The sequence below is a fragment of the Arthrobacter sp. Leaf234 genome (assembly GCF_001422665.1).
In the GTDB taxonomy this organism is placed as follows: domain Bacteria; phylum Actinomycetota; class Actinomycetes; order Actinomycetales; family Micrococcaceae; genus Arthrobacter_D.
Window position 1 is genome coordinate 1545229 of the sequence record NZ_LMLU01000001.1, and the last position, 25762, is coordinate 1570990.

The following is a 25762-nucleotide window of genomic DNA, read 5'->3' on the forward strand; positions in this document are numbered from 1 at the left end:
AGTCGACGAGAACGGCCGCATGGCGCCGAAGGCGTACGACGCCGTCGTGCTCGCCTCCTTCGGCGGACCCGAGGGCCAGGACGACGTCATCCCGTTCCTGCGCAACGTCACCCGCGGCCGCGGCATCCCCGACGAGCGGCTCGAGGAGGTCTCGCACCACTACCGGGCCTTCGGTGGCGTCAGCCCCATCAACAGCCAGAACCGCGCCCTCCGCGCGGCGATGGAGGCCGAGCTGCGCAACCGCGGCATCGACCTGCCGGTCTTCTGGGGGAACCGCAACTGGGAGCCGTTCATCGCCGACACCCTGCAGGAGGCGTACGACGCCGGACACCGCAAGGTGCTCGCCGTCACCACGAGCGCCTACTCCTGCTACTCCAGCTGCCGCCAGTACCGCGAGGACCTCGGGATGGCACTCGTGAAGACCGGCCTCGAGGGACGCCTCGAGGTGGACAAGGTGCGCCAGTACTTCGACCACCCGGGCTTCGTCGAGCCGTTCGTGGAAGGTGTCACCGGGGGACTCGCCACGGTCCGTGCAGGTCTCGCGGAGCAGGGCACGCCTGACGCCCCCGTGCACATCATGTTCTCCACCCACTCGATCCCCATGGGTGACGCCGAGGCCGCCGGGCCGCGGAACGGCGACGGCGGGCCCGCCCACGAGGAGGGCGCCTACGTGGCCCAGCACCTCGCGACAGCGCAGGCCGTCCTCGACCGCATCCCCGAGGCCGCCGGTGTCGACTGGTCGCTCGTCTACCAGTCCAGGTCCGGTGCCCCGCACATCCCGTGGCTCGAGCCCGACATCAGCGATGCCCTGCGTGACCGCTACGAGGGCGGCACCCGCGGCGTCGTGATCGTGCCGCTCGGTTTCGTCTCCGACCACATGGAGGTGGCCTGGGACCTCGACACCGAGGCGCTGGAGACGTGCGGCGAGCTCGGTATCGTGGCGGACCGCGTCCCGACCCCCGGCACGCACGCCACGTTCGTCGCCGGCCTGGTCGACCTCATCCTCGAGCGGACGATCGACAACAACATCGCCGACCGTCCGTCCGCCACCGCGCTCGGCCCCTGGTACGACGTCTGCCGGCCGAACTGCTGCGCGAACCGGCGCGGGGAGAAGCCGACCATCGCCTCCGTCGACTCCACCGTGGGGACGCCGCTGCCCAACCCCGGTATGTGATGTCGGCGGGAACCATGGACACGCAGGCCGGGGCGACCGGCGCCATCCGGGTGGGGACCAGGGGCAGCGCACTCGCGATGACCCAGACGACGACGGTGGCCGAGCGCGTGGCCGACCTCGCAGCCCTGCCGTACGAACTGGTGCGCATCCGCACGGAAGGGGATGTCCTCCGGGGGTCGCTGTCGCAGATCGGCGGTACGGGTGTGTTCGTCGCGGCGCTGCGTGACGCGCTGCTCGAGGAGCGCTGCGACATCGCGGTCCACTCGCTCAAGGACCTGCCCACCCTGCCTGCTCCGGGCCTCACCGTGGCGTCCGTCCCGGAGCGGGAGGACGTCCGTGACGCCCTCTGCGCCCGTGACGGACTGACGCTCGCGACCCTGCCGGACGGTGCGCGCGTGGGGACCGGGTCGCCCCGCCGAGCGGCCCAGCTCCGTGCCGCGCGGCCGGGCCTGGACGTCGTCGACATCCGCGGGAACGTCGACACGCGCCTCGGACGCGTCGCGGGACTCGTGATCGGCGCGCCGGGTGATCTCGACGCCGTCGTCCTCGCCGCTGCCGGCCTCAAGCGGCTCGGCCGTGACGACGCGATCACCGAACTGATCGATCCCGCCGTGATGCTTCCAGCACCCGGACAGGGAGCGCTGGCCGTCGAGTGCCGCGAGGCCGAGGCCACCCCCGGGATGCGTGAGGCCCTGGCCGCCTACGACCACCTACCCACGCGCCTGGCCGTGACGGCGGAGCGGGCCGTCCTGCTGCAGCTCGAGGCCGGCTGCGCCGCTCCGATCGGTGCCCTCGCCCGGCTGCAGGGCGAGGAACTCGCGCTCGAGGCGGTGGTGTGCAGCCTCGACGGCCGGGCGATCCTCCGCGTGACGCGATCGGCTCCCGCAACGGACGCGGTGGCCGCCGCGCGGCTCGGGGTGGAGCTCGCCGAGGAACTGCTCGCTGCCGGCGCCGCCGATATCGCACCCCTGAGCAGCTGACCCGCGTGGTCGGCGGCCCGGCGGCGAGGAGCGTGATCGTCCTCCGCCATCCTGCACGGGCGGTCCGCATCGCCGATGCGCTCCGGGCGGCGGCGCTGTCCGTCTTCGCGTTGCCGCTCACGGAGACCGAGCTCCCGGGGGATGTCGACGCCGTCCTGAAGGGGCTCACGGCCCTGGCTCGGGGGGAGTACCGGTGGCTCGTGGTGACGAGCGGCAACACCGTCCAGGCGCTCGATGCTATCGGCCGGGCCCATACGGCGGGCCTCGCGGCAGCGGCGGGTGGGACCAGGGTCGCGGCCGTCGGTTCGGCGACCGCACGCCTGCTCGAGGACGCGGGTGTCGCCGTCGACCTGGTACCCGGCGACGCGACCTCCGCGGGCCTGCTCCGCGCCATCGGGCGAGGGCACGAGCGGATCCTCCTGCCGCAGGCAGACCTCGCACCCGACGACCTCCGGGCGGGCCTCACCGGCCTGGGCTGGCGGGTCGAGCGGATCGAGGCCTACCGCACGGTCCCGTATCCGGCGCACCCGTCCCGGCGCGTCCCCGGCGTCGTCCAGGACGGAGTTCCGCCGCCGCTGCTGGTCCCGGTCGACGTCGTCGGGCTGGCGACCGCCGGTGTCCAGCCCGCCGTCGTCTTCACCGCGCCGAGCACGGTGCAGCAGTTTCGTGAAAGGCTGGCCGCCGGGCCGTTGGCGTTCCACCCCGTCGCGATCGGTCCGACGACCGCGGCAGCACTGCGCGGGCAGGGCTGGGAACCGGGGGCGACGGCGACCGGACCCACCCCGTCCGCGATCAGGGCGGCGGTCCTGGAAGCTTTCGGGACCGAACCGGTGACCCTGCCATCGGGACGGCCGGTGTCCGGGTCGACGGCACCGCCCGCAGGACCCGCTCCAGAACCACCACCCGAACCCACCTCAGCACCCACCTCAGCACCCACCTCAGCACCCACCTCAGCACCCACCTCAGCACCCACCTCAGCACCCACCTCAGCACCACCGATCGGAGACCAGCCATGAGCTTCCCCCAGCACCGACCGCGCCGGCTGCGCTCCACGCCGGCGCTCCGCCGCATGGTCGCCGAATACCGCGTCCACCCGTCCGAGCTGATCCTGCCCGCCTTCATCCGCGAAGGACTCACGGAGCCCTCTCCCATCCTGTCGATGCCCGGCGTCGTCCAGCACACCACGGAGTCGCTCAAGCGCGCGGCGGCCGAGGCGGTGCAGCGCGGGGTCGGCGGCATCATGCTCTTCGGCATCCCCGAACACCGGGATGCGACCGGCAGCGCCGGCATCGACCCCGACGGCGTCCTCAACCGGGCGATCGCCGACGTCCGGGCCGAGGTCGGCGATGCGCTCGTCGTGATGAGCGACGTCTGCCTCGACGAATTCACCGACCACGGCCACTGCGGCGTCGTCGCGGGTGACGGATCGGTCGACAACGATGCCACGCTGGAGCTGTACGCGCAGATGGCCGTCGAGCAGGCGAACGCGGGGGCGCACGTCCTCGGGCCGTCCGGGATGATGGACGGGCAGGTCGCCGTCATCCGGCAGGCGCTCGACGAGGCGGGACACCAGGACACCGTGGTGCTCGCCTACGCGGCGAAGTACGCCTCGGCGTTCTACGGTCCGTTCCGCGAAGCGGTCGACTCGCAGCTCACCGGCGATCGCCGGACCTATCAGATGGACGCCGCCAACCGGCGCGAGGCCCTCCTCGAGGTCGAACTCGACATCGAGGAGGGTGCGGACATGGTGATGGTCAAGCCGGCCATGAGCTATCTGGACATCCTCGCGGATGTCGCGGCCATGTCACCCGTGCCCGTCGCCGCGTACCAGATCTCCGGTGAGTACGCGATGATCGAGGCCGCCGCGGCGAACGGCTGGATCGACCGCCGCCGCGCCATCGAGGAGTCCGTCCTCGGCATCAAGCGTGCCGGTGCGCAGATGATCCTCACCTACTGGGCCTCGGAGCTCGCGCTCTGGCTCGACGAATCCCACAGCTAAGGAACCCACCATGACGACGTCCACGACCTCGGACTCCCTCTACGAGCGTGCCCGCCACCTCATGCCCGGCGGCGTCAATTCGCCGGTCCGGGCCTTCGGATCGGTCGGCGGCACCCCCCGCTTCCTCGTCGATGCGCACGGCGCCTACGTCACCGACGCCGACGGCACGCAGTACGTCGACCTCGTCTGTTCCTGGGGCCCGGCGCTCCTCGGGCACTCCCACCCGGAGGTCATCGCCGCCGTGCACCGCGCCGTCGACCACGGTCTGACGTTCGGCGCATCGACGCCCGCAGAGGCGGACCTGGCGCAGCTCGTCAAGGAACGGGTGCCCGCCGTCGAGCTCCTGCGGATGGTGTCGACCGGCACCGAGGCGACCATGACGGCCGTCCGGCTGGCGCGCGGCTTCACGTCCCGTACCCTGATCGTCAAGTTCGCGGGCTGCTACCACGGCCACGTGGACAGCCTGCTCGCCGCCGCGGGTTCCGGCGTCGCCACGCTGGCGCTGCCCGGTTCCGCAGGCGTCACGGAGGCCACGACGGCGGAGACGCTCGTGCTGCCCTACAACGACGTCGAAGCCGTCGAGGAGGCCTTCCGCACGCACGGCGAGCACATCGCCGCCGTCATCACCGAAGCCGCACCGGCGAACATGGGTGTCGTGACTCCTGCTCCCGGCTTCAACGCCTTCCTCAGCCGGATCACCACCGAGCACGGCGCCCTGTTCATCGTCGACGAGGTGATGACCGGATTCCGGACGCACCCGGGCGGCTACTGGAAGCTGACCGGCGGGGCCGACGACGCCGAGCACCCGTGGACCCCGGATCTCCTCACCTTCGGCAAGGTCATCGGCGGCGGGATCCCGGCGGCGGCCCTGGGCGGTCGCGCCGACGTGATGAACTACCTCGCACCGATCGGGCCTGTCTACCAGGCCGGAACGCTCTCGGGGAACCCCATCGCCATGGCGGCCGGTGTCGCCACCCTCACCGCAGCGACGGACGACGTCTACCGCCACGTCGACGCACGGTCGCTCGAGGTGAGCGACGCCCTGTCCGCCGAGCTGACGAGGGCCGGGGTGGACCACTCCATCCAGCGTGCCGGCAACCTCTTCAGCGTGGCCTTCGGCACCGCCGAGCACGGTGTCCGCAACTACGCCGATGCGCAGGGCCAGGAGGGCTTCCGCTACGGCCCGTTCTTCCATTCCATGCTCGACTCGGGCGTCTACCTCCCGCCGTCGGTCTACGAGGCCTGGTTCCTCTCCGCAGCCCACGACGACGCCGCGATGGAGCGCATCCATGCGGCGCTGCCGGCGGCGGCGAAGGCCGCCGCGGAAGCCGTCCCGAGCGATTGAGCCTGACCGGCTGACGCCGGGCCGCCCGCCGATCGGCGCACATCAGGCGACGGCGGCGGCCTGCGGTACGGGGACGGCTTCTGTCGCCGGCATCGTGCCGGACGCGTCGTGGACTTTCCCGACGCCGGATCCGACGCCGGACTCAATGCCGGACTCGATGCCGGACTCGATGCCGGAGCGGGCGATGTCGGGACCGGCCGCGCCGGCGGTCGCCGTCGGTCCCGCGCCTGCGGGGAGGACCTCGACCGCTCCCGCGGGCAGGACCTCGACCGCTCCCGCGGGTGCGGGTCCGCCGGATGCGCCGGCAGCGGAGGTCCGTGTCGCGTCGTCCACCCGCTCCGCTCGGAGGTCGACGGAGTGTTCCGGCCGTCGCGTGTCCTGCTCGCGGGGCACGACGGGCCAGGCCCGTTCGATCACGGTGTCGGGCTCGGTCCGGCGCAGGTACTCCTCGAAACTGGCCGCTTGGCGGTCGGCCCACACGACGAGCGCGCTGTGCAGTTCCCGCGCCGGACGCTGGAGGAACGGGAACCGGTCGGCGAGGATGTCACCGACCCGCAGGGTCGCCAAAACATCCGCGGCGGATGTGTGGGCGTTGTCGAAGCGCACGCCGTAGTGCTCGCACAGTGCCGTCAGCGTCCGCTTGCCCCGCCGGTACCGGTCGGCCTGCTTGTCCATGATGAAGGGATCGATCACGGGCGAGGGCACCGGTACGGCGATGCCGTGCCGGCGTCCCTCCTCGGCGAGCACGGTGAAGTCGTAGCGGGCGTTGTAGGCCAGGACCGGGATGTCCGCGGCGAACAGGCGCGCGAGGACCGCGGCGATGCCGCCGACCACCGCGCCGGCGTCCAGGCCGAGCGAGCGGGCGTGGTCCGTGGTGATGCCGTGGATCGCCGCCGCGCCCGCCGGGATCTCGATACCCGGATCGGCCAGCCACTCGTGATGCTCCAGTACCGTTCCCGCGCCGTCGACGACGATGATGGTCGCCGTGACGATGCGTGCCGACAGGGGATCCCGTCCGGTCGTCTCCAGGTCGAAGGCCGCCCTCGGCGCCGTGTGCCAGCTCGTCATGGCATCACCGTAGTCGCGGGGTCCGACCAAATCGGTGCGCCGCTCCGCTGCCCGCCGGTCTAGGGTTGAGCCCATGCGACCACGAGCAGACGGCCGCCGGCAGCCGCCGGGCCCGCGAGAGGCCGCCGCGGGGTCTCGGCCGATGGCGCGGGCCGATCCCGCAGGCTACGCCGGGGCGGTCCTCGACGTGACGGCGATGATCCCTCCGGGGAAGGTGCTCACCTACGGCGACATCGCCGAACTGCTGGCCTGCGGAGGGCCGCGGCAGGTGGGACGGGCCCTCTCTCTCGCCGCCCGGGACGTGCCGTGGTGGCGCGTGCTGCGGGCCGGCGGTCGTCCTGCCCAGGGCCTCGCGCGGGAGGCACGGTCCAGGTACGACGACGAGGGCACTGCCCTGGCCGTACCTGCGGACCCCGTGGACGAGGACGACTACAGGGTGGTCCTCGCGGAGGCGCGCTGGTGGCCGTCCCCCGCCCAGCAGGACGCCCTGGCCCGTCTCGGCGCGTCCGTGAGCCGTCCCGCGCCGTAGCGCAGGACACCCGTTGCGGTACGCCTGATTGTCCGTGGGATGTGATGGTCTTGAACCATGACCAGCACGCTCCACGAAGGACCGCCCGCACCCGCGACCGGCGGCCGTCCCCACCGTGACGACGGGCTCAGGGACGGGTACGAGGGTGTGCTCGCCTCGCTGCAGGACCACGCCGGCCAGGTCCTCGTCCTCGGTGCTCCGGGCAGCGGCCGGTCGACGCTGCTGACCGATCTCGCGGTACGCCGGATCGAAGCCGGCGTCCTCGATCCCGACGGTCTGCTGCTGCTCGGTCCCACACGGGCTGCCGCCACGAGGTTGAGGGATGACCTGACCGCGAAACTCGACCGGAGCATCAGCACGGCTCCCGCGCGCACGTGGTCCTCCTATGCCTTCGACCTCATCCGTCGGGCGAGGGCGGAGGGCCGGACGCCGCTCATCACGCGGCCGCCGAGGCTCCTCTCGGGCGCCGAGCAGGATCTCATCATCAAGGAGCTCCTCTCCGGCCATGACCGGGCGGGCGCGCCGCGGCTCGTCTGGCCGTCCGACCTCTCCCTCGCCCTGCCGACCCGTGGGTTCCGCCAGGAGATCCGCGACCTGTTCGACCGCGTGAGCGAGTACGGCGTACCTGCCGAGGACCTGGCTGCCTGGGGAGAGCGCTTCGACCGCCCCGACTGGGTGGCCGCCGCCTTCCTCTACCGTGAGTACCGGGACGTCCTCGACCTCCGTATGCCGGAGGCCTTCGATCCGGCGGGCATCCTCACCGCAGCGCGGGAGATCCTCGAGACCGACCCCACGTTCCTCGATCAGGAGCGGGCCCGCCTGCAGCTCGTCCTCGTGGACGACTACCAGGAGGCCAACCCCGCGGTCCACGCGCTCCTCGGGCTCATCGGGGCAGGGAACGACGTCGTCATCACCTCCTGCCCGGACACCGTGGCGCAGGGCTTTCGTGGAGCCCGGCCCGAACTCGCGGGCCGGCTGTCCGGCCTCTTCGGTCGGCGCGATCGCTTCTCGACGGTGCTGCTGCCCGGGTCGCTGACGCTGTCGGGCGGTCTCGCCCGGGCCTGGGAGAAGGTGGCATCCCGCATCGCGACCACCGGAGTGAGCACGGCCTACCGGTCCCTGCCCGCGGCGGATGTCGAGCCCGCACCCGCGGGAGACCCCGTCGCGGGGATCCCCGGTGCGGGCGTGGCCTCCGCTCATGTCCTCGACAGCGCGTTCCACGAACAGCGCTTCATCACGCAGCGGATCCTCGAGGCACACCTGTTCGGGGAGCGCAGCCTCGATGACATCGCGGTGATCGTCCGCAACGGCGCGCAGGTCTCCGCAGTGCAGCGCTTCCTGTCGGCGCAGGGGATCGCGGTGAACGTCCCGGCCGCGGAGACCGCCATCAGGGAGGAACCCGCGGTCCGGCCCCTGCTCGATCTCTATGCCGTCGTGGTGGGGCGCGCGGAGCTCGACACCGAGCTCTGCATCTCCCTGCTGACCTCGAGGATCGGGGGAGCCGGCAGCCTCGACCTCCGACGGCTCCGTCAGATCCTGCGGCGGACCGAGCTGCAGCTGGGCGGGGGCCGGACGAGCGACGAACTGCTCACGGCCCTCTTCTCGTCGCCGGAGGAGATCGCCGCGCTCCCGGCGGAGGGTGCGCCGGTGCGACGCCTGCACCGGATGCTGGAGGCCGGCAGGTCCGCCGCCGCGGATGCCGGGCGCGACCCGGAGACCGTCCTGTGGGCACTGTGGTCGGCGTCGGGTCTCGCCCAGCAGTGGTCGGGGGCAGCCCTGGCGGAGGGCCCGTCGTCCACCCGGGCCGACCGCGACCTGGACGCCATGATGGCCCTCTTCCACACGGCCGAACGCTTCGTCGAGCAGATGCCGGGCGCCGATCCCGAACTCTTCCTCGACTACATCCTGAGCCAGGACATCCCCATGGACACCCTGGCCCAGCGCACCAAGCGGCAGGCGTCCGTCTCCGTGCTGACACCGGCGAGTGCTGCCGGCCGCCACTGGCCCATGGTGATCGTCGGTGGGGTGCAGGACGGCGTCTGGCCCAATCTCCGCCTGCGCGGGGAGCTCCTGGGTTCGGGGGAGTTGCGCGCCCTCCTGGACCACGGCGAGACCTTCCGCAGTACCCGCGACCCGGTGTCACTGCTGCAGGACATCCGCTTCGACGAGCTGCGGACCTTCTCGCTGGCCGTCTCGCGCGCCACCGAAGAACTGATCTGCTGCGCCGTGGCGTCTCAGGACGAGCAACCGTCGCCGTTCCTCGACGTCGTGGACCCCTTGCCGGCCGGTGTCACCGAGAGGGCCCGCACGCAGGTCCTCAGGCCGCTGACGCTCCGGGCCCTCGTCGCGGAGCTGCGCACCTTCGCGCAGGATCCGCAGGTGGCCGGCGTGCTCACGCGAGAAGCGGTCCGGCACCTCGGACGCATGGCGACCCTCGAGCCGCCCGTTCCCGGCGCGCATCCGGACCAGTGGTGGGGGGTGCTGGGCCTGAGCACGAGCGAACCCGTGGTTCCGCCGGAACAGCCCATCCCCGTCTCGCCGTCGAAGGTCGAGTCCGTGCTGGCCTCTCCGCTGAGCTGGTTCGTCTCGGCGGCCGGCGGCGAACGCACCACCGACTTCGCCCGTTCGCTCGGAACGCTCGTGCACCAGATCGCGCAGGACCTGCCGGACGCCACCGGCAGCGAATACGTCCGGGAGCTCGAACGTCGCTGGCCCCAGCTCGGCATCAAGGACACGTGGGAGGGACAGGCGGATTTCCGCCGCGCCGAGGGCATGGTGCGGAAGCTCGCCGCCTATGTGCTGGCGATGCGGAAGGACGGCAGGTCCTTGCGCGCCACCGAGGTGGACTTCTCGGTGGACCTGGAGGTCGAGGTCGCGGGCGCGGCGCGGGTCGCACGGCTCCGTGGGCAGATCGACCGGCTGGAGCTCGATGCGGAAGGGCGTTTCGTCGTCGTGGACCTGAAGACGGGCAAGAGCGCGCCCGCAGGAGGGGACATCGCCCGCCATCCGCAGCTCGCGGCTTACCAGACGGCTGTCGCTTCCGGCGCACTGTCGGGTGATCCGTCGGATGATCTGTCGGGTGGGGAGTCAGCAGGATCCGACGCCGGGCTCGAAGGACAGGGTGCGGTCGCGGGAGCGGCCGAGGACGGAGCGGGGCGCGCCGATCCGATGGCGAGCCTTCCCGGAGGGGCGTCGCTGGTGCAGCTGGGAACCACCGCGAAGAACGTGTCGGTGCAGGACCAGCCCGCGGTCGGGCCGGACGACGCCTGGGCGCGGACCATGATCGGGGATGCAGCGGCCCTGATGGCTGCCGCCTCCTTCGAGGCGGTCCACGACCCGCGGCGGTCGGGGTTCGGCGGCAGCGGTTGCCGGCTCCCCGAGGTGTGTCCGCTGTGCGAAGAGGGCAAGCAGGTGACGCAGTGACGGGCATCGCCGGTGACGGCTCGTCCCGTCCGGCCGAGCCGGGCCCGGCCCGTCGGCGCTATTCGGCCCGCCGCCTCGCGGAACTGCTCCACTCCGATCCCGATGCTCCCGTGCAGTACCCCACGGAAGACCAGGCACGCGTCATCGAAGCGCCACTGGAACCCATGCTGGTCATCGCCGGCGCCGGGTCGGGGAAGACCAAGACCATGGCGGACAGGGTGGTCTGGCTCGTCGCCAACGACCTGGTGCGCCCCGAGCAGACCCTCGGGGTGACCTTCACGCGCAAAGCCGCCGGCGAACTCGCCTCCCGTGTCCGACAGCGCCTGGCGCAGCTCTACGCCTCGCGCCCGGACGACGGCACCTCCGTCGGCAGCGACCTCCTCGACCGGCTCGACCCCACCATCTCGACCTACCACTCCTTCGCGAACGGCATCGTGCAGGACTACGGTCTGCGGATCGGCATCGAGCGGGACTCCGTGATGCTGGGGACTGCGCAGTCCTGGCAGCTGGCCTCCTCCGTGGTCGAGGCCTTCGACGGCGAGTGGGAGCATTTCACCGCCGCGAAGAGCACCCTCGTGAAGGCGGTCCTCGACATGGCGGGTGAGTGCGCGGAACACCTGGTCAGCCCCGCGACCGTCCGTGCCGAGCTGCGTCGGCACATCGACCTTGTGGCCGCCCAGTCCTACGTCGCGGGGGCGGCCCGGCCCGCGACCCAGAAGGTGCACGACCTCCTGAACAAGCTGCGTACCCGGATCACCGTCACCGAGCTGGTGGAGCGCTACGCTGCCGCGAAGCTCGCACGCCGCCAGCTCGACTTCGGCGACCTCGTCTCCCTCGCCGCGCGGATCGCGCAGGACATCCCGGAGGCTGGACGGATGGAGCGTGAGAAGTATCGGGTCGTCCTGCTCGACGAGTTCCAGGACACCTCGCACGCCCAGATGGTGCTGTTCTCCCGGTTGTTCGCCGATGGCCGTTCGGTCACCGCCGTCGGTGATCCGCACCAGTCGATCTACGGCTTCAGGGGCGCGTCGGCGGGCCAGCTCGCAACGTTCCGAACGGCCTTCCCCGTCGTCGCACCGGAGGGCCGGGCGCCGTCACCGGTGGCCCACCTGTCGGTGGCCTGGCGCAATTCGACGTCGATCCTCGAGGCCGCCAACACGGTGTCCGCACCCCTCAACGTCCCTGCTCCGTGGCTGCGCAGCTCCTCGGTCCAGCAGGTGCCGGGCCTGGTCGCCAGGCCGGACGCCCCCCTCGGCGAGGTCACCCTCGGGCGGTTCCGCACCGACGCGCCGATCCCTGCGGACTCCGCACCCGAGGCGGTTCCCGGGCCGGGCACCGGCACCGGGGCCCTGTCCGGTTCCGCCGGACAGCCGCTCAGCGAGGCCGAAGCGATCGCCCGCGAAGTGCTGCGGCAGCGTCGACGGTCCTTCGAGACGGGCGACGACGGTACGGCACTCCGACCCACGATGGCGGTGCTCTGCAGGGGCCGCAAGCAGTTCGATCCGATCCGGCGGGAACTGGAGCGGGAAGGCATCCCGGTGCAGGTCGTGGGTCTCGGCGGGCTGCTGCGCACACCGGAGATCGTGGATCTGCTGGCCACCCTGCGGGTGCTCGGCGATCCCGACCGCTCGGATTCGATGCTCCGGCTCCTCGCCGGAGCCCGGTGGCGGCTCGGTCCGGCGGACCTGATGGCGCTGGGCGACTGGTCACGGCAACTCGCGCGGACGCGGGAGGCGATGTTTCGTCGGGGAGGCATCTCGGCGGCGGAGCTGGACGAGGACCAGAGCCGGGACGCCGTCGTGGCTCCCGATCTCGCCGAGGCGGGGAGCCTCGTCGAAGCGGTCGACTACCTTCCGCCGTCGGACTGGGTGTCTTCGTCGGGACGCTCCCTCAGCGACACCGCTCGTCGTCGGCTCGATGTGCTGAGGAAGGAACTGCGGACCCTCCGTGGCTTCGTCGGCGATGATCTGGGCAGCCTGATCGGGGAGGTGGAACGCACCATCCTGCTCGACATCGAGGTCGCCGCGAAGCCGGGCGTCAGCATCCACGAAGCCCGCCGCAACCTCGACGCCTTCACGGAGGCCGTCGCCGGTTTCGTGTCCAGCGCCGAGCGGGTCGATCTTCCGGCCTTCCTCGCCTGGCTCGAGGCTGCCGACCAGGAGGAGGACGGGCTGCCCGTCACGCAGCTCGAAGCCAGCCGGGACGCCGTGCAGCTGCTGACCGTCCACGCCTCGAAGGGCCTCGAGTGGGACGTCGTCTTCGTGCCCGGACTGAACGGGAAGTCTTTCCCAAGCGGCAAGGACTCCCGATGGAGCAGCGGTGACTCCGCCATTCCCTGGACCCTGCGCGGAGACGCTCCCGAGTTGCCGCAGTGGGACTGGGAGCAGCCGGACCAGAAGGAGTGGCTGGTCAGCGAGCAGCAGTTCACCGACGAGGCCCGGGCCCACGCGGAGCGGGAAGAGCGGCGCCTCGCCTACGTGGCCTTCACACGCGCGAAGCACGCTCTCGTCTGCACGTCGTCCGCCTGGGGCGGGGGGCGGTCCAAGCCTTCCGGTCCATCGCCCTACCTGACCGATCTTGTCGCCCTGGCTGATTCCGATGCACCCGGATTCTCGACGCCGTCCTGGCTCGCAGAGGGCGAGGAAGGTGACGCCAACCCTGCCAACGCTCGTCCGGAACGCGCGGCCTGGCCCGTCGATCCGCTCGGACCCAGGCGCCGGAACCTGGAAGGAGCTGCACGGGCCGTCCTCGAGCAGACGGCACTGCCGACCCTCGACGTCGATGTCGACGGCGGGCGGTGGGGGCGGGAAGTGAGGCTCGCGCTCGCTCGGCAGGCCCGTGAACGGGAGCGGACGCCCCTCGGACTTCCTTCGCACATCTCGGCGTCCACGCTCGTCGAACTCCGGGAGGATCCGGAAGCCGTCCTGCAGCATCTTCGACGGCCGCTCCCGCGACGGCCCGGATCGGCGGCCCGGAAGGGTACCGCGTTCCACGCGTGGATCGAGGAGTTCTACGGGTCCGGCGGCATGCTCGACCTCGGAGAGTATCCTGGCGGCGCCGATGCCCACGTGGACGAGACGCTCGGGCTCCAGGACATGGCGGCGGTGTTCGAACGGTCGGAGTGGGCGTTGCGTGAACCTGCCGCCATCGAGGCTCCGATCGAGACGAAGATCGGCGGCATCGTGGTGCGCGGACGCATCGATGCCGTGTTCCGGGATGCCGACGGCGGCTGGGACCTGATCGACTGGAAGACCGGCCGTCCGCCCGCTCCGGACCGGCGCGCGGCTAAGGCCGTCCAGCTGGCCGTCTATCGTCTCGCGTGGTCACGGCTGAAGGACGTGCCCCTCGACACGGTACGCGCCGCCTTCTTCTATGTGGCGGACAACCTGGTGGTGCGGCCCCATGACCTGGCCGACGCCGCCGACCTCGAGCGCATCATCACGACGGCGACGCTCGCCGCCGATGCAGCGGGATGAGCGCCGGTTCGGCGGAGGGTGACGTGCGGGGGCGGCGTCGCCCTCCGCGTCGGGTCGGAGAGGCGGCACGGAATATAGGCCCCCGAGCCGGGAGGACGACGACTACCGGGCGCGCCACGCACCACGGCCAGCGGACCCGGACTCAGCGTCCGTAGGAGACGATCGGCAGCGTCGACGTGGCGACGTCGTCGGGGGAGCCCGCAGAGGTGTCGCCGCCGCGGAGCAGGGTCACCTTGGACGAACCGCCGGTTGCCGGGCGTTGCCGGGCGGCGACCAGACGGGCGTGCGCCAGCGACGACCCGGACGGAGTGTCGGCCTCGCGGTGCCCGCGTCCGTGATCCGACCCATGGTCCACGGGGCGGGAGCCGCCCTCCGTCGACGGGTTGGCGGGCCGGGACGCCGCGCTGGGATCGTAGGCGTGACTGCCGGTGCGCTCCAAGTCATCGCCGCCGCGACGCCCGGACGGTGCGTCGTCACGGTCCTCTGTCGCGTGGTCGGGCCGAGGAGCGGTCGGACCGGTGCCCGAACTCTCCTCTGCAGCTGTGTCCGAACCGTCAGCGACGTTCCGACGCACGGTGGAGCCGGCAGCCGGCCGGTGGTCGGACTGCGGGGTGGAGGACCACGATCCGCCCGTCGAACCCGGAGTATCGTCCCCGGCGGGCTCGTCCTCGGCGTCGTCGCCGTGTTCGTCGCCCCACTCGCGCCGTTCCTCCTCGGCGCGCTGTGCCCTCTCCGCAGCTTCGTGCTGCTCGCGCTCGATCGACTCCACATCGGCTGCGAGCGTGGCGAGCATGCCTTCGGCTTCGTGGATCATCGCGCCATCGTCAAGGGCGACTCCGCGGACCAGCCACTGTGCCAGCGCGAACTCCGCCGCGAGCGCGGCCCTGCGGGAGAGGTGGGGGTCGACGGCGGAGGTGCGGGCCGCGCCGTATGCGGCATGCACGGCATCGACGAAGGTACTGTCCTCGGCCGCCGCCAGCCAGGCGAAGTCCTCGGCCGGGTCGCCGATGCAGAGGTCGGTCCATCCCGTCACGGCGGACACCCGGCCCGCCGAGACGAGCAGGTGGTCCTCGTGGAGATCGCCGTGCATCACGGTCGGGCTGAAGCGCCAGAGCGCCACGTCCTCCAGCGCGTGTTCCCAGCGGCGCAGCAGGACGGGAGGGATCTTGCCCGTGGTCGCGGCCTGATCCAGTTCGTTCAGCTTGCGCTGGCGGTACTCGTCGGCCTCGTAGCCCGGCAGGTCGGCGCGCTGCACCATGTCCTTGGGCAGTTCGTGGATCGCGGCGATCACCCGCCCGAGCTCCGCGGCCATCGGGCGGCCACCGGCGGCCAGGGCTTCCAGCGTGCGTGTGCTGCCGGCCAGGTGCGAGTAGACGAACGTGCTGAGATCGCCCTGCCGGACACTCCCGGCCATGTGCGGGATGAGGAAGGGAAGTTCAGCCTTGACGGCCGGGGTGAAGGCCCGCAGAGCCTGCAACTCCGTCTCGAGGCGCATGCTTGCCTCGGCATGTTTCGGTGACCTCACCCGCCACTGCTTGCCCGCATCGTCGACCAGGAGGGCGGAATCGAAGTCCGCAGCATCATCCGGTGCGCCTGCGACGCCGGTCGGGGCCAGGCCGGGCACTGCGGCACTGGCGATGGCAGCAAGTTCCATGGGTGTCCGTTTCACAAGTTCCACCGTAGGTCGTCCGTCCTCCGCCCGCTCCGTTCCGGCGCGGCGAGTCGCCAGATGGACTACTCGTCTTCCCGTTCGGACCACTCCTCCACCCGGCCCCCGCGGAATGTGTTTTGGGAGAGCGAGAACGTACCGTAGAACCATGACCGAACCCCTCCGGACCCTGGTGTTGCCTCCCCTCGGATCGCTCCCGCTCTCCCGCGCCGATTCCGATCGCGACGGAGTCGCGAGGGTCGCCGACGGCCTCCTGGATCGCCTCTGGGAGACACCGGAGACCAGGGTCCTGACCCTCGTCCGGGGCAAGGCCCCCGTGACCGCCGACGCGTTGCTGCTGTTGTCGCCCTCCGACGTGCAGCGGCCCGAGCTGGTCGTGTATCTGGGCCGGATCAACGAGGGTGCGGTGGACGCCGGAGCGCCTGTGGTGCTCGCGGTCCTGCCCGAGGAGGACCCCGTGATCTCCCCCACGCAGGGGTGGCTGGGGCTGCGGGAGATCGCCGCGTCGCTGGACGCCCGTGACGCGGGGCTCTTCGTCGAGGCGGCGGCGATCGCCAACTGGCATGCCACGCACAGCCACTGCCCGCGCTGCGGCGAACCCACGGACGTCCGCGACGGCGGATGGGTGCGCCAGTGTCCGAAGGATTCATCCCAGCACTACCCGCGCACCGATGCCGCGATCATCGTCTCGGTCGTGGACGACGACGACCGCCTCCTCCTCGGCTCCGCTGTCGCCTGGCCCGAGGACCGGTACTCGACACTGGCCGGGTTCGTCGAGCCCGGGGAGTCGCTCGAGGCCGCGGTGATCCGGGAGGTGGGGGAGGAGTCCGGTATCGAGATCCAGTCGCCGGAGTACCTGGGCTCCCAGCCCTGGCCCTTCCCCGCGTCGCTCATGCTCGGCTTCACGGCGCGCGCGGTCACGACCGACGCCGTACCGGACCGTGACGAGATGCGGTCGCTCCGCTGGTTCACGAGGGAGCAGCTGTTCAGGGAGGTGCGTGACGGCACCATCGCCGTCGCGGGTGGTGTCTCGATCGCGCGTGCCCTGATCGAACGCTGGTACGGCGGACCGCTGGACGAGGAGCCGTCGGAGGCGCGTCCCTAGTGTCCGAGCTGCTGCTCGAGGACAGCATCCTCCAAGGACTGGACGACGAACAGCGGACCGTGGCCAGCACGCTGAACGGTCCGCTGTGCGTCCTCGCCGGCGCGGGGACGGGAAAGACCCGGGCCATCACCCACCGCATCGCCTACGGCGTGCACACCGGGGTCTACAAGCCGCAGCAGGTCCTCGCGGTCACCTTCACCGCGCGGGCCGCGGCGGAGATGCGGACCAGGCTGAGGGATCTCGGCGCCGGGGGAGTCCAGGCACGGACCTTCCACGCCGCGGCGCTCCGGCAGCTGCAGTACTTCTGGCCGCAGGCTGTCGGTGGGCCACTGCCGGCCCTCGTCGACCATAAGGCACAGCTCATCGCCGAATCGGCCCGGCGATTGCGCCTGTCGACGGACCGCGCGGCGATCCGCGACGTCGCCGCGGAAATCGAGTGGGCAAAGGTGTCCATGCTCACGCCTGACGCCTACACGGCCGCGGCGGCGGGCCGGGCGGAACCCGCGGGGATGGACCTGATCACGGTGTCCCGCATCTTCTCTGCGTACGAGGACCTGAAGATCGACCGCAATCTCATCGACTTCGAGGACGTCCTGCTCACCACCGTCGCCATCCTGGAGGAGGACGAGAAAGTCGCCGCCACGGTACGGGCCCAGTACCGGCACTTCGTGGTGGACGAGTACCAGGACGTCTCCCCGCTCCAGCAGCGACTACTCGACCTGTGGCTCGGCGAGCGTCGCGAACTGTGCGTCGTGGGTGACGCGAGCCAGACGATCTACTCCTTCACCGGCGCCACCTCCCGGCACCTGCTCGATTTCACCAAGCGGTACGAGGGTGCGCAGGTGGTCCGGCTCGTCCGGGACTACCGCTCGACCCCCCAGGTGGTCAGGGCCGCCAATACGCTGCTGGCGGCACGGAGCAGCGAGGCCGATCGCCGGGCCGTCAACACCACGTGGTCGGCTCCGCTCGAACTCGTCGCCCAACGGCCTGCCGGTCCCGAGCCGGTGTTCACGGAGTGCAGTGACGACGAGGCGGAGGCCGGGGAGTGCGCGAGGCGGATCGGCGTCCTCCTCGACCAGGGCGTCAAGGCCAGCGAGATCGCGATCCTCTACCGCACCAACGGCCAGTCGGAGGCGTACGAGCAGGCCCTGGCGAGTGCCGGCATCGGCTATCAGCTGCGCGGCGGAGAACGGTTCTTCCAGCGCCGTGAGGTCCGTGACGCCCTCCTGCAGCTGCGGGCGGCGGCCCGCACCCAGGGTGACGACGACGTCCCGCAGCAGGTCCGTGACGTGCTCGCGTCTCTGGGCTACACCTCGGTCGCGCCGCAGAACTCCGGAGCCGTCCGGGAGAAGTGGGAGTCGCTGGCCGCGCTGGTCGGACTGGCTGACGAACTCAACCGGGTGCGCGGGCCCGAGTCCTTCACCCTGCAGACGTTCGTCGCCGAACTCGAGGAGCGAGCCGCAGCCCAGCACGCCCCGACGGTGCAGGGTGTGACGCTCGCCTCGCTGCACTCCGCCAAGGGGCTCGAGTGGGACGCCGTCTTCCTCGTCGGGCTGAGCGAAGGGCTCATGCCGATCTCCTTCGCGGACACGCAGGAAGCCGTCGACGAGGAACGCCGCCTCCTCTACGTCGGCATCACGCGCGCCCGGGTCCACGTCGCGCTGTCCTGGTCCACCTCCCGTTCGCCGGGCGGTCGGGCGAGCCGGAAGCCGTCGCGCTTCCTCGACGCGCTCCGCCCTGCGACAGCCGGGCAGGCGAGTTTTCGCCAGCCCCGAGCGAAGTCGACGCGCAAGTCCTCCGCACCAGCGGTGTGCAGGGTCTGCAAGCGACCGCTGCTCACCGGTGCCGAGCGGAAGATCGGGCGGTGTACAGAGTGCCCGGCGAGCTACGAGGAGGAGACGTTCGAGGCGCTCAGGGCCTGGCGGCGGGAGGAGGCACGGGAGAAGGAGGTGCCGGCCTTCGTCGTCTTCACCGACGCGACCCTCATCGCGATCGCCGAGGCGCGCCCACAGACACTCGACGAGCTGGGCGAGCTGGCGGGGATCGGATCGTCGAAGCTGGAACGCTACGGCGAGGCCGTCCTCGAGATCATCAGTGACGCGTCCTGACCCTGCCGGGCCGGACCTCGCAGCGCCGCTGCCGGTCGTCGTCGTGCGCTCGGCCCGAAGACGACGGACCGTCAGCGCGGACATCAGGGACGGGGTTCTCCGGGTCTCGATCCCGGGCCATTTCTCCGCCTCCCAGGAGAAGCACTGGGTGAAGCGGATGGTCGAGCGAATGGCGCAGAAGTATCCGACGGCGCCGCAGATCGAGAGCGACGCCCCCGTGCCCGACCTCCTCCTGCGTGCCGAGGACCTGGCGCGCAGGTTCCTCGACGGACGGGGTGTCCCGGCGCGGATCAGCTGGGTCACCAACCAGAACTCCCGGTGGGCCTCGGCGACTCCCGCGCACCGAACCATCCGCCTCTCGCATCGCCTGCACGGGATGCCCGACTGGGTGGTGGACTACGTGATCCTGCACGAGATGGCCCACCTCATCGAGCCGTCGCACAGCCCGGCCTTCTGGCGCCTGCTGACGTCCTATCCCCGGACGGAGACGGCCAAGGCCTTCCTCGACGGAGCAGCCTTCGCCGCGCACCGCAACCTGATGGATGCGGGCGGCGGGACCGGACCGATGGCCGACTCCTGAGCAGTGACTGTCAGGAGTGAGGAACGCGGCCGACCCGCCACGCCGTGATCGGCGTCCGGATCAGCGGTTCGTCCCGCCGCCGTGGGAGTCGGGGTCCTGGCTGCCGTCCGGTTCCTTCCCGGCCCCGGGGGTCTCGTCCTGCTCCTGCACGACATCGGAGGCCGTTCCCCCACCCGTCTCGTCGGCCTTCCCGGGATCGTTGGCGGGGGCATCGGCGCTGCCGTCCCTCGGGTCAGCGGCGCCGTCGTCGGACGGTTCCGCCGCGGGCTCGAAGCCACCCGAGAGAAGTCGCTCGAGGGCCGCGTCGACGTCCGCATCGGAGGACTCCAGCAGTCTCCGGCGCTCGGAGAAACCGGCGGGATCGTCGAGGTCCTCCGCAGTGGGCAGGAGGTCCGGGTGCTGCCACAGGGCGTCACGGCCCTCGATGCCGCGCTCGGTCGTGAGGAGTGACCACAGGGCGGCCGCATCGCGCAGGCGCCGCGGTCGCAGTTCCAGTCCGACGAGGGAGGCGAACGCGTGCTCGGCTGGTCCGCCTGTCGCCCGGCGGCGGCGCACCATCTCGCGCAGGGCCCCGGCCGAGGGCAGGTTGGCCGCTGCGGCGGCCGTCGTCTCGTCCACCCAGCCCTCCACCAGGGCGAGCGTTGTCTCGAGGCGCACCAGCGCCGCGTCCTGCTCCGGCGTGCGCTCGGGCATGAAGACTCCCTGCGAGAGAGCGCCCTGAAGACTTTCCGGGTTGGTCGGGTCGATGTCCCGCGCGGCTTCCTCGATCTTGTTCATGTCGATATGGATGCCGCGGGCATAGCGCTCGATACTGCCGAGCAGGTGCCCGGTCAGCCAGGGGATGTGGGTGAACAGCCGGACGTGTGCGGCCTCGCGCACGGCCAGGAAGAGCTGCACCTCCTGTTCGGGGATGTCGAGCCCCTCGCCGAAGGCCGCGACGTTCGCGGGGAGGAGCGCCATCCGGCCGTCGGCCAGCGGGACCCCGATGTCGGTGGAGCCGACCACGTCCTTGGACAGTGCGCCGACGGCCTGACCCAGTTGCATGCCGAACATCGCACCTCCGACGTTCTGCAGCATGGACGCCGGCCCGCCCATCATCCCCATCATGGACTTCATCTCCTCGGGCAGCTGCTCGGAGATCACATCGGACAGGGCCTTGGCAATGCTCGTGGCGACCGGCTCCGTGAGCCGCCGCCAGGTCGTCATCGTCGCCTCGACCCATTCGGCGCGCGACCACGCGCGGCCGAGCTGACCCGTGCTCGGGAAGTCGGTGACCGGATCGAGCCACATCTCGGCCAGCTTCAGGGATTCGTCGACGCTGCGCCGCTGGAGTGCCGTGACCGATGGATCGTTGTCGGAGGCGGCAACCCGTCGCGCCTGGTCGTGGGCCATGGTCCAGTTGACGGGCCCTTCGCTGGGCGTCGAGAACATCGCCTGGACCTGCTGCATCATCATCGCCATGGCCGCCGGGTCGGAGGGCAGACCGGCTGCCTTCGCGATCTCCTGCGGGTCGAACCCACCGGCGCCACCGCCGAACATCTTCGACAGCATCTCGGACAACGGGTCCTGGGGCGTGTCGTCGTCGCCGTTCGAGGGGTTGGATGGGTTGGTCACTGATACCACCGGTCCTGGGAGTAGCTTGGCGGGTCCGGGCGTGGACGGCTGTGCCATCCGCGCCGGCTGTGAGGATCACGCTACCGGCCACGGGCAGCCGGTGTCCCGCACCCCGTGTGTCGTTCGCTGAGGGCAAAGACGCGCCCGCACCCGGTCCGGCGTCGTGGTGGCCGGGTGATGTCGGCGCACGGATCGCGAGCCGTATCGGTCCGAGCGTCTATTCTGAGGAAGCCGGAAGGGCGCGCGCAGCGCCGCAGCACGGCACGCCAACAGAGAGAAGCGCAGTGACGCAGCCTGTCCACTTCGAGTCCTACAGCCCCGAGGAACCGACCCGCCCGAGGGATCCGCGCTTCCGCGCCATGGCCATTTCCGGTGGGCTCGCCGTGGTCCTGTCGGCGGCGGCCGTCCTTCTCCCCGCGCCCTACGTCATCGAGGCGCCGGGCCCGACGTTCAACACCATCGGCGAGGTCGACGGCCAGCCGCTCATCACGGTGGAGGGCAGGGAGACGTTCCCGCCGGAGGGTGAACTCGATCTCACGACCGTCTTCGTCAGCGGGGGTCCCAACGGGCAGGTCAACGTGCTCGACACCCTCCGTGCGTGGGCCGACCCGGCTGAGAACGTCGTCCCCGAGCAGCTCGTGTATCCGGAGGGCACCACGTCCTCGGACGTACAGGAGCAGAACGCGGTGGCCATGACGTCGTCGCAGGAGTCCGCGATCGCCGCCGCGCTGTCGCACGAGGACATCGACTTCACCGAGGAGCTGTCCGTCGCCGGCTTCGCCGAGGACTCCGCATCCGAGGGGATCCTGCAGGCGGGTGACGTCCTCCGCAGCGTCGACGGTCGCCGGATCGAGGACATCGACGTCCTGCGGTCCACCCTCGCCGACGCAGGGGGTGCCCCGGCCGAGCTGGCGATCGTGCGGGACGGAGCCGAACGGACGGTCACCGTCACGCCGAAGGAGTCGGAGGCGGGCGGCTACCAGCTCGGGATCGTCCTGTCGTCGACGTTCGACTTCCCGTTCCAGGTGACGATCCAGCTCGACAACGTGGGTGGGCCCTCGGCCGGCACCATGTTCGCCCTCGGCATCATCGACACGCTCACCGAAGGGGACCTGACCGGCGGCAGGCACTTCGCGGGGACCGGCACCATCGACTCCGCGGGAGCGGTCGGCCCGATCGGGGGGATCGCGCAGAAGCTGGTCGGAGCTCGGTCCAGCGGCGCGGAGTTCTTCCTCGCTCCGGCGGACAACTGCGGGGACGTGGTCGGCCACATCCCCGACGGGCTCACCGTCGTCAGGGTGGAGACACTCGACGACGCCGTGCGGGCCGTCGAGACGTTGGGCTCCGGCGGCGACGCGTCCGGATTGCCATCCTGCTGAGGTCGCGACCGTCGCCACCACGGCAGGTGCTGCAGGTTCAAGCCCTCCGACGACACGGTTCGATGACGATCCTCCGCCTCGGGCGATCAGCGGGAACCTAATTGGTCCGCCTGATCGTGGACAGGGCAGAATGAAAACACGAAGGGCGTGACTGCGCGCTGTCTTCTGTCCGTGCGCGGGCTGGGGGAGCGTTGTGGAACACCGGTCGTCGTGACCCGCAGCAGCTAACGATGAGGTAGATGTGACATCCGGACCAGACCGTCCGTTCGGCAGTAGGCCGAGCCCAGCAAGTGCAGCAACGAGCCGGCGCCGCAGCCCGCTGATACCGACCATCATCGTCGTGGCGGTGATCGTGATCGCGTTCGTCTACCTGTCCCAGGTCTACGCGGACGTGCTCTGGTACCAGCAACTCGGGTTCCTCGAAGTGTTCGTGACGGAGAACCTGTCGCGGATCGTCCTCTTCGTCATCGCGTTCCTCGTCATGGCCGGAGCCGTGTTCTTCAGCCTCCGCATCGCGTTCCGGAGCCGCCCGATCTACGCTCCGGACAGCGCCATCCAGGACAATCTCAACCGGTACCAGGCGCAGCTGGAGCCCATTCGCCGGCTGCTGATGCTCGGGATCCCGGTGGTCCTCGGAGCGTTCGCCGGAACGGCCGCCTCCTCGCAGTGGCAGGAGGTGCTGCTGTTCGTGAACCAGGAGCCGTTCGGCAAGCAGGATCCCGAGTTCGGCATGGACTACGCCTTCTACATGTTCACCCTGCCGTTCCTGAGTTTCGTCCTCGGGTTCCTGATCAGTGTGGTCATCATCAGTGCCATCGCGACGATCCTCACGCACTACCTCTACGGCGGCATCCGCCTGGAGGAGAAGGGGCTCTTCACCACGAAGGCCGCCCGCGTCCAGATCGCCGTCGTCGCTGCACTCTTCCTCGTCCTGCAGGGCGTCAACTACTGGCTCGACCGCTACGACACCCTGCTGAACCAGGGCACCTGGGCCGGTGCGCTCTACACCGACGTCAATGCGGTCATCCCGACCAAGGCGATCCTCGCGGTCGCCGCGATCATCGTCGCGGTCCTCTTCGTGGCATCGGCCTTCATCGGCCGCTGGCGCCTCCCGCTCATCGGCACGGCGATGCTGATCATCACGGCGCTGCTCGCCGGCGGCGTCTACCCGGCAGTCGTGCAGCGCTTCCAGGTGCGCCCGTCCGAACTCAGCCTCGAGAGCCAATTCATCGACCGCAACATCGACCTCACCCGCGAGGCCTACGGGCTGGACCAGGTGGAGGTGGAGCCCTACACGCCGGAGGCGGTCCCGCAGGCCGGCGCGCTCGGCGACGACGGGGAGACCACGGCGAACATCCGCCTCCTGGATCCGAACCTCGTCTCGGACGCCTTCAGCCAGCTGCAGCAGTTCCGCCAGTACTACCAGTTCCCCGAGACCCTCAATGTGGACCGGTACGAGATCGACGGCGAGGTGCAGGACACCGTCATCGCCGTACGTGAACTGGACACCAACGGTGTCCCTGACGGCTGGGTCAACGAGCACGTCTTCTACACCCACGGCTACGGCGTCGTGGCGGCAGCCGGTTCGACCGTCCAGCCCGACGGCCGTCCGTCCTTCCTGCAGTCGGGTATCCCCAGTACGGGAGTGCTCGGCGACGAGTCGACGTACGAGCCCCGCATCTACTTCGGTGAGGACTCGCCCCTGTACTCGGTCGTCGGCGCTCCGGAGGGCCAGGCACCGGCGGAGATCGACCGCCCCCAGAACGAGAACTCCGACAACGAGTCCCGGACGACGTTCAGCGGCGAGGGTGGACCCGATGTGGGCAATGCCTTCAACCGTCTCGTCTACGCCCTGAAGTTCCAGTCCACGGACCTGCTGCTCTCGGACCAGGTCAACGGCTCGTCGCAGATCCTCTACGATCGTGATCCCGTGGACCGCGTGCGCAAGGTGGCTCCGTACCTGACGCTGGACGGCAACAGCTACCCGGCGATCGTCGACGGCCGCGTGAAGTGGATCATCGACGGCTACACGACGAGCGCGAGCTTCCCCTACTCGACCGAGCAGGAGCTGGAGTCGGCGACACAGGACTCGCAGACCGCGGAAGGGCTCGCCACCGCGCTGCCCGCCGAGCGCGTCAACTACATCCGCAATGCCGTCAAGGCGACGGTGGATGCCTACGACGGCTCCGTCAACCTGTACGCCTGGGACGACCAGGATCCCGTGCTGAAGTCGTGGCAGAACGTGTACCCCTCGTCGTTGAAGCCGTACAGCGAGATGTCGGCCGATCTGATGGCCCATGTCCGCTACCCGGAGGATCTCTTCAAGGTGCAGCGCGAGCTGCTCGCCCGGTACCACGTGACCGACACGGACGCCTTCTACAACAACAGCGAGGCGTGGAACGTCCCGGGTGATCCGGGCCAGACCTCCGACGGTCAGACGTCGACGGCGCTCACCGACCGCCAGCCGCCGTTCTACCTGACGCTGCAGATGCCGAACCAGGATCAGGCCGCGTTCTCCCTCACCACGCCGTTCATCCCCTTCGTACCGGCGGGGCAGACCCCGAGGAACGTGCTCTACGGGTTCCTGGCCGCGAACGGTGATGCGGGAACCGGCGAGGACGGCGTCAAGAGCGAGGACTACGGACGCCTGACGCTCCTCGACAGCTCCGGCCAGGATTCCGTGGTGGGCCCGGGCCAGGCGCAGAACCTGTTCAACTCGGACACCACGGTGTCCCAGGAGCTGAACCTGCTGCGGCAGGGCGCCTCCGAGGTCATCAATGGGAACCTGCTGACGCTGCCGATCGGCGGCGGCATCGCCTACGTGCAGCCCGTGTACGTGCAGTCCTCCGGCAGTTCCTCCTTCCCGGTCCTGCGTCGCGTCCTCGTGAGCTTCGGCGACGACGTCGGATTCGCACCGACACTCGCCGAGGCCCTCGACCAGGTGTTCGACGGCAATTCGGGAGCGACCACCGGTGACGAGGAGAATGTCGGAGCCACGCCGGAGGATCCGGCGACGCCCGCTGAAGGCGGGGACGAGGGTGCAACCCCTGCTCCTACGCCGACGCCGGGAGCAACCTCGGGTGCCACCCCGCCGGCGACGAGCGGCGATCCGGCCGCGGACCTCCGCACGGCGCTCGACGATGCGAACACGGCCATCCAGGACGGTAACGCAGCACTGGCATCCGGCGACTTCGCCGCCTACGGTGAGGCCCAGGACCGTCTGCAGGATGCCCTGCAGCGCGCGCTCGATGCCGAAGCGCAGGTTTCGGGCTCCGGCGAGTAGTCCTCAGGAGCCCGGGCAGCCGCTCGATTT

At 70.7% G+C, this 25762-nt stretch carries 15 protein-coding genes and 1 pseudogene; 13 read left to right on the forward strand and 3 right to left on the reverse strand.

Translation table 11 applies throughout. The features are described from left to right. Positions 1 to 19 precede the first annotated feature (19 nt). From ASF21_RS07260 to hemL, 5 genes are read left to right on the forward strand one after another with little or no spacing between them, the layout of a single operon-like run. Positions 20 to 1174: a ferrochelatase gene (locus ASF21_RS07260; RefSeq protein ID WP_055769332.1), complete on the forward strand. Its 1155-nt coding sequence runs from the start codon at positions 20 to 22 to the stop codon at positions 1172 to 1174. Between the two features lie 14 nt (positions 1175 to 1188). After that, positions 1189 to 2154: a hydroxymethylbilane synthase gene (gene hemC, locus ASF21_RS07265; RefSeq protein WP_055769334.1), complete on the forward strand. Its 966-nt coding sequence runs from the start codon at positions 1189 to 1191 to the stop codon at positions 2152 to 2154. A gap of 32 nt (positions 2155 to 2186) precedes the next feature. Then, on the forward strand, positions 2187 to 3170 hold the full coding sequence (locus ASF21_RS07270) for a uroporphyrinogen-III synthase (RefSeq protein ID WP_055768626.1): 984 nt from the start codon (positions 2187 to 2189) through the stop codon (positions 3168 to 3170). Next, complete coding sequence (gene hemB, locus ASF21_RS07275; RefSeq protein ID WP_055768629.1) at positions 3167 to 4153, forward strand: porphobilinogen synthase; 987 nt, start codon at positions 3167 to 3169, stop codon at positions 4151 to 4153. Before ASF21_RS07270 ends, hemB begins: the two co-directional genes overlap by 4 nt. Positions 4154 to 4163: 10 nt before the next feature. Further along, positions 4164 to 5498: a glutamate-1-semialdehyde 2,1-aminomutase gene (hemL, locus tag ASF21_RS07280; protein ID WP_055768632.1), complete on the forward strand. Its 1335-nt coding sequence runs from the start codon at positions 4164 to 4166 to the stop codon at positions 5496 to 5498. A gap of 372 nt (positions 5499 to 5870) precedes the next feature. Here hemL and ASF21_RS07285 read toward each other — a convergent pair. Next, positions 5871 to 6566 (reverse strand): annotated as a pseudogene (locus tag ASF21_RS07285) (3'-5' exonuclease); the annotation flags it as partial. Between the two features lie 73 nt (positions 6567 to 6639). Between ASF21_RS07285 and ASF21_RS07290 the strand changes: the two are divergent. From ASF21_RS07290 to ASF21_RS07300, 3 genes are read left to right on the forward strand one after another with little or no spacing between them, the layout of a single operon-like run. Next, entirely contained in the window at positions 6640 to 7095 is a 456-nt protein-coding gene (locus tag ASF21_RS07290; RefSeq protein ID WP_200914779.1) for an MGMT family protein, read from the forward strand. A 57-nt stretch (positions 7096 to 7152) separates the two neighbouring features. Continuing rightward, positions 7153 to 10518, forward strand: coding sequence for an ATP-dependent helicase (locus ASF21_RS07295; protein WP_082471301.1), 3366 nt, complete (start codon positions 7153 to 7155; stop codon positions 10516 to 10518). Beyond that, entirely contained in the window at positions 10515 to 13994 is a 3480-nt protein-coding gene (locus tag ASF21_RS07300; RefSeq protein ID WP_157365765.1) for an ATP-dependent helicase, read from the forward strand. Before ASF21_RS07295 ends, ASF21_RS07300 begins: the two co-directional genes overlap by 4 nt. A gap of 142 nt (positions 13995 to 14136) precedes the next feature. Here ASF21_RS07300 and ASF21_RS17485 read toward each other — a convergent pair whose 3' ends face one another. Next, on the reverse strand, positions 14137 to 15648 hold the full coding sequence (locus ASF21_RS17485) for a phosphotransferase (RefSeq protein WP_321166887.1): 1512 nt from the start codon (positions 15646 to 15648) through the stop codon (positions 14137 to 14139). Between the two features lie 163 nt (positions 15649 to 15811). Between ASF21_RS17485 and nudC the strand changes: the two genes are divergently transcribed. The 3 genes from nudC to ASF21_RS07320 are packed head-to-tail and all read left to right on the forward strand — an operon-like array spanning position 15812 to position 19456. Beyond that, entirely contained in the window at positions 15812 to 16768 is a 957-nt protein-coding gene (gene nudC / locus ASF21_RS07310; protein ID WP_055768638.1) for an NAD(+) diphosphatase, read from the forward strand. Next, positions 16768 to 18876, forward strand: a complete 2109-nt coding sequence (locus ASF21_RS07315; protein WP_055768641.1) for an ATP-dependent DNA helicase UvrD2 — start codon at positions 16768 to 16770, stop codon at positions 18874 to 18876. The genes nudC and ASF21_RS07315 overlap by 1 nt, the downstream gene beginning before the upstream one ends. Next, on the forward strand, positions 18863 to 19456 hold the full coding sequence (locus tag ASF21_RS07320; RefSeq protein ID WP_055768645.1) for a M48 family metallopeptidase: 594 nt from the start codon (positions 18863 to 18865) through the stop codon (positions 19454 to 19456). Before ASF21_RS07315 ends, ASF21_RS07320 begins: the two co-directional genes overlap by 14 nt. A gap of 60 nt (positions 19457 to 19516) precedes the next feature. On the opposite strand, the gene ASF21_RS07325 is transcribed toward ASF21_RS07320, so the two are convergent. Beyond that, positions 19517 to 21127 (reverse strand): zinc-dependent metalloprotease, encoded by a 1611-nt coding sequence (locus tag ASF21_RS07325; RefSeq protein WP_082471302.1) that lies wholly within the window; start codon positions 21125 to 21127, stop codon positions 19517 to 19519. Positions 21128 to 21354: 227 nt separating this feature from the next. On the opposite strand from ASF21_RS07325, the gene ASF21_RS07330 reads away from it, so the two are divergent. Next, positions 21355 to 22449 (forward strand): PDZ domain-containing protein, encoded by a 1095-nt coding sequence (locus ASF21_RS07330; RefSeq protein ID WP_055768648.1) that lies wholly within the window; start codon positions 21355 to 21357, stop codon positions 22447 to 22449. Between the two features lie 241 nt (positions 22450 to 22690). Then, a complete protein-coding gene (locus ASF21_RS07335) occupies positions 22691 to 25732 on the forward strand; it encodes a UPF0182 family protein (RefSeq protein WP_082471303.1) in 3042 nt (1013 codons plus the stop codon). Positions 25733 to 25762: the final 30 nt, after the last annotated feature.

Coding starts and splice junctions, on each gene's coding strand:
- ASF21_RS07260 (WP_055769332.1), top strand. CDS start 20: ATGGCGCCGAAGGCGTACGACGCCGTCGTGCTCGCCTCCTTCGGCGGA.
- hemC (WP_055769334.1), top strand. CDS start 1,189: ATGGACACGCAGGCCGGGGCGACCGGCGCCATCCGGGTGGGGACCAGG.
- hemB (WP_055768629.1), top strand. CDS start 3,167: ATGAGCTTCCCCCAGCACCGACCGCGCCGGCTGCGCTCCACGCCGGCG.
- hemL (WP_055768632.1), top strand. CDS start 4,164: ATGACGACGTCCACGACCTCGGACTCCCTCTACGAGCGTGCCCGCCAC.
- ASF21_RS07290 (WP_200914779.1), top strand. CDS start 6,640: ATGCGACCACGAGCAGACGGCCGCCGGCAGCCGCCGGGCCCGCGAGAG.
- ASF21_RS07295 (WP_082471301.1), top strand. CDS start 7,153: ATGACCAGCACGCTCCACGAAGGACCGCCCGCACCCGCGACCGGCGGC.
- ASF21_RS17485 (WP_321166887.1), bottom strand. CDS start 15,648: ATGGAACTTGCTGCCATCGCCAGTGCCGCAGTGCCCGGCCTGGCCCCG.
- nudC (WP_055768638.1), top strand. CDS start 15,812: ATGACCGAACCCCTCCGGACCCTGGTGTTGCCTCCCCTCGGATCGCTC.
- ASF21_RS07325 (WP_082471302.1), bottom strand. CDS start 21,127: ATGGCACAGCCGTCCACGCCCGGACCCGCCAAGCTACTCCCAGGACCG.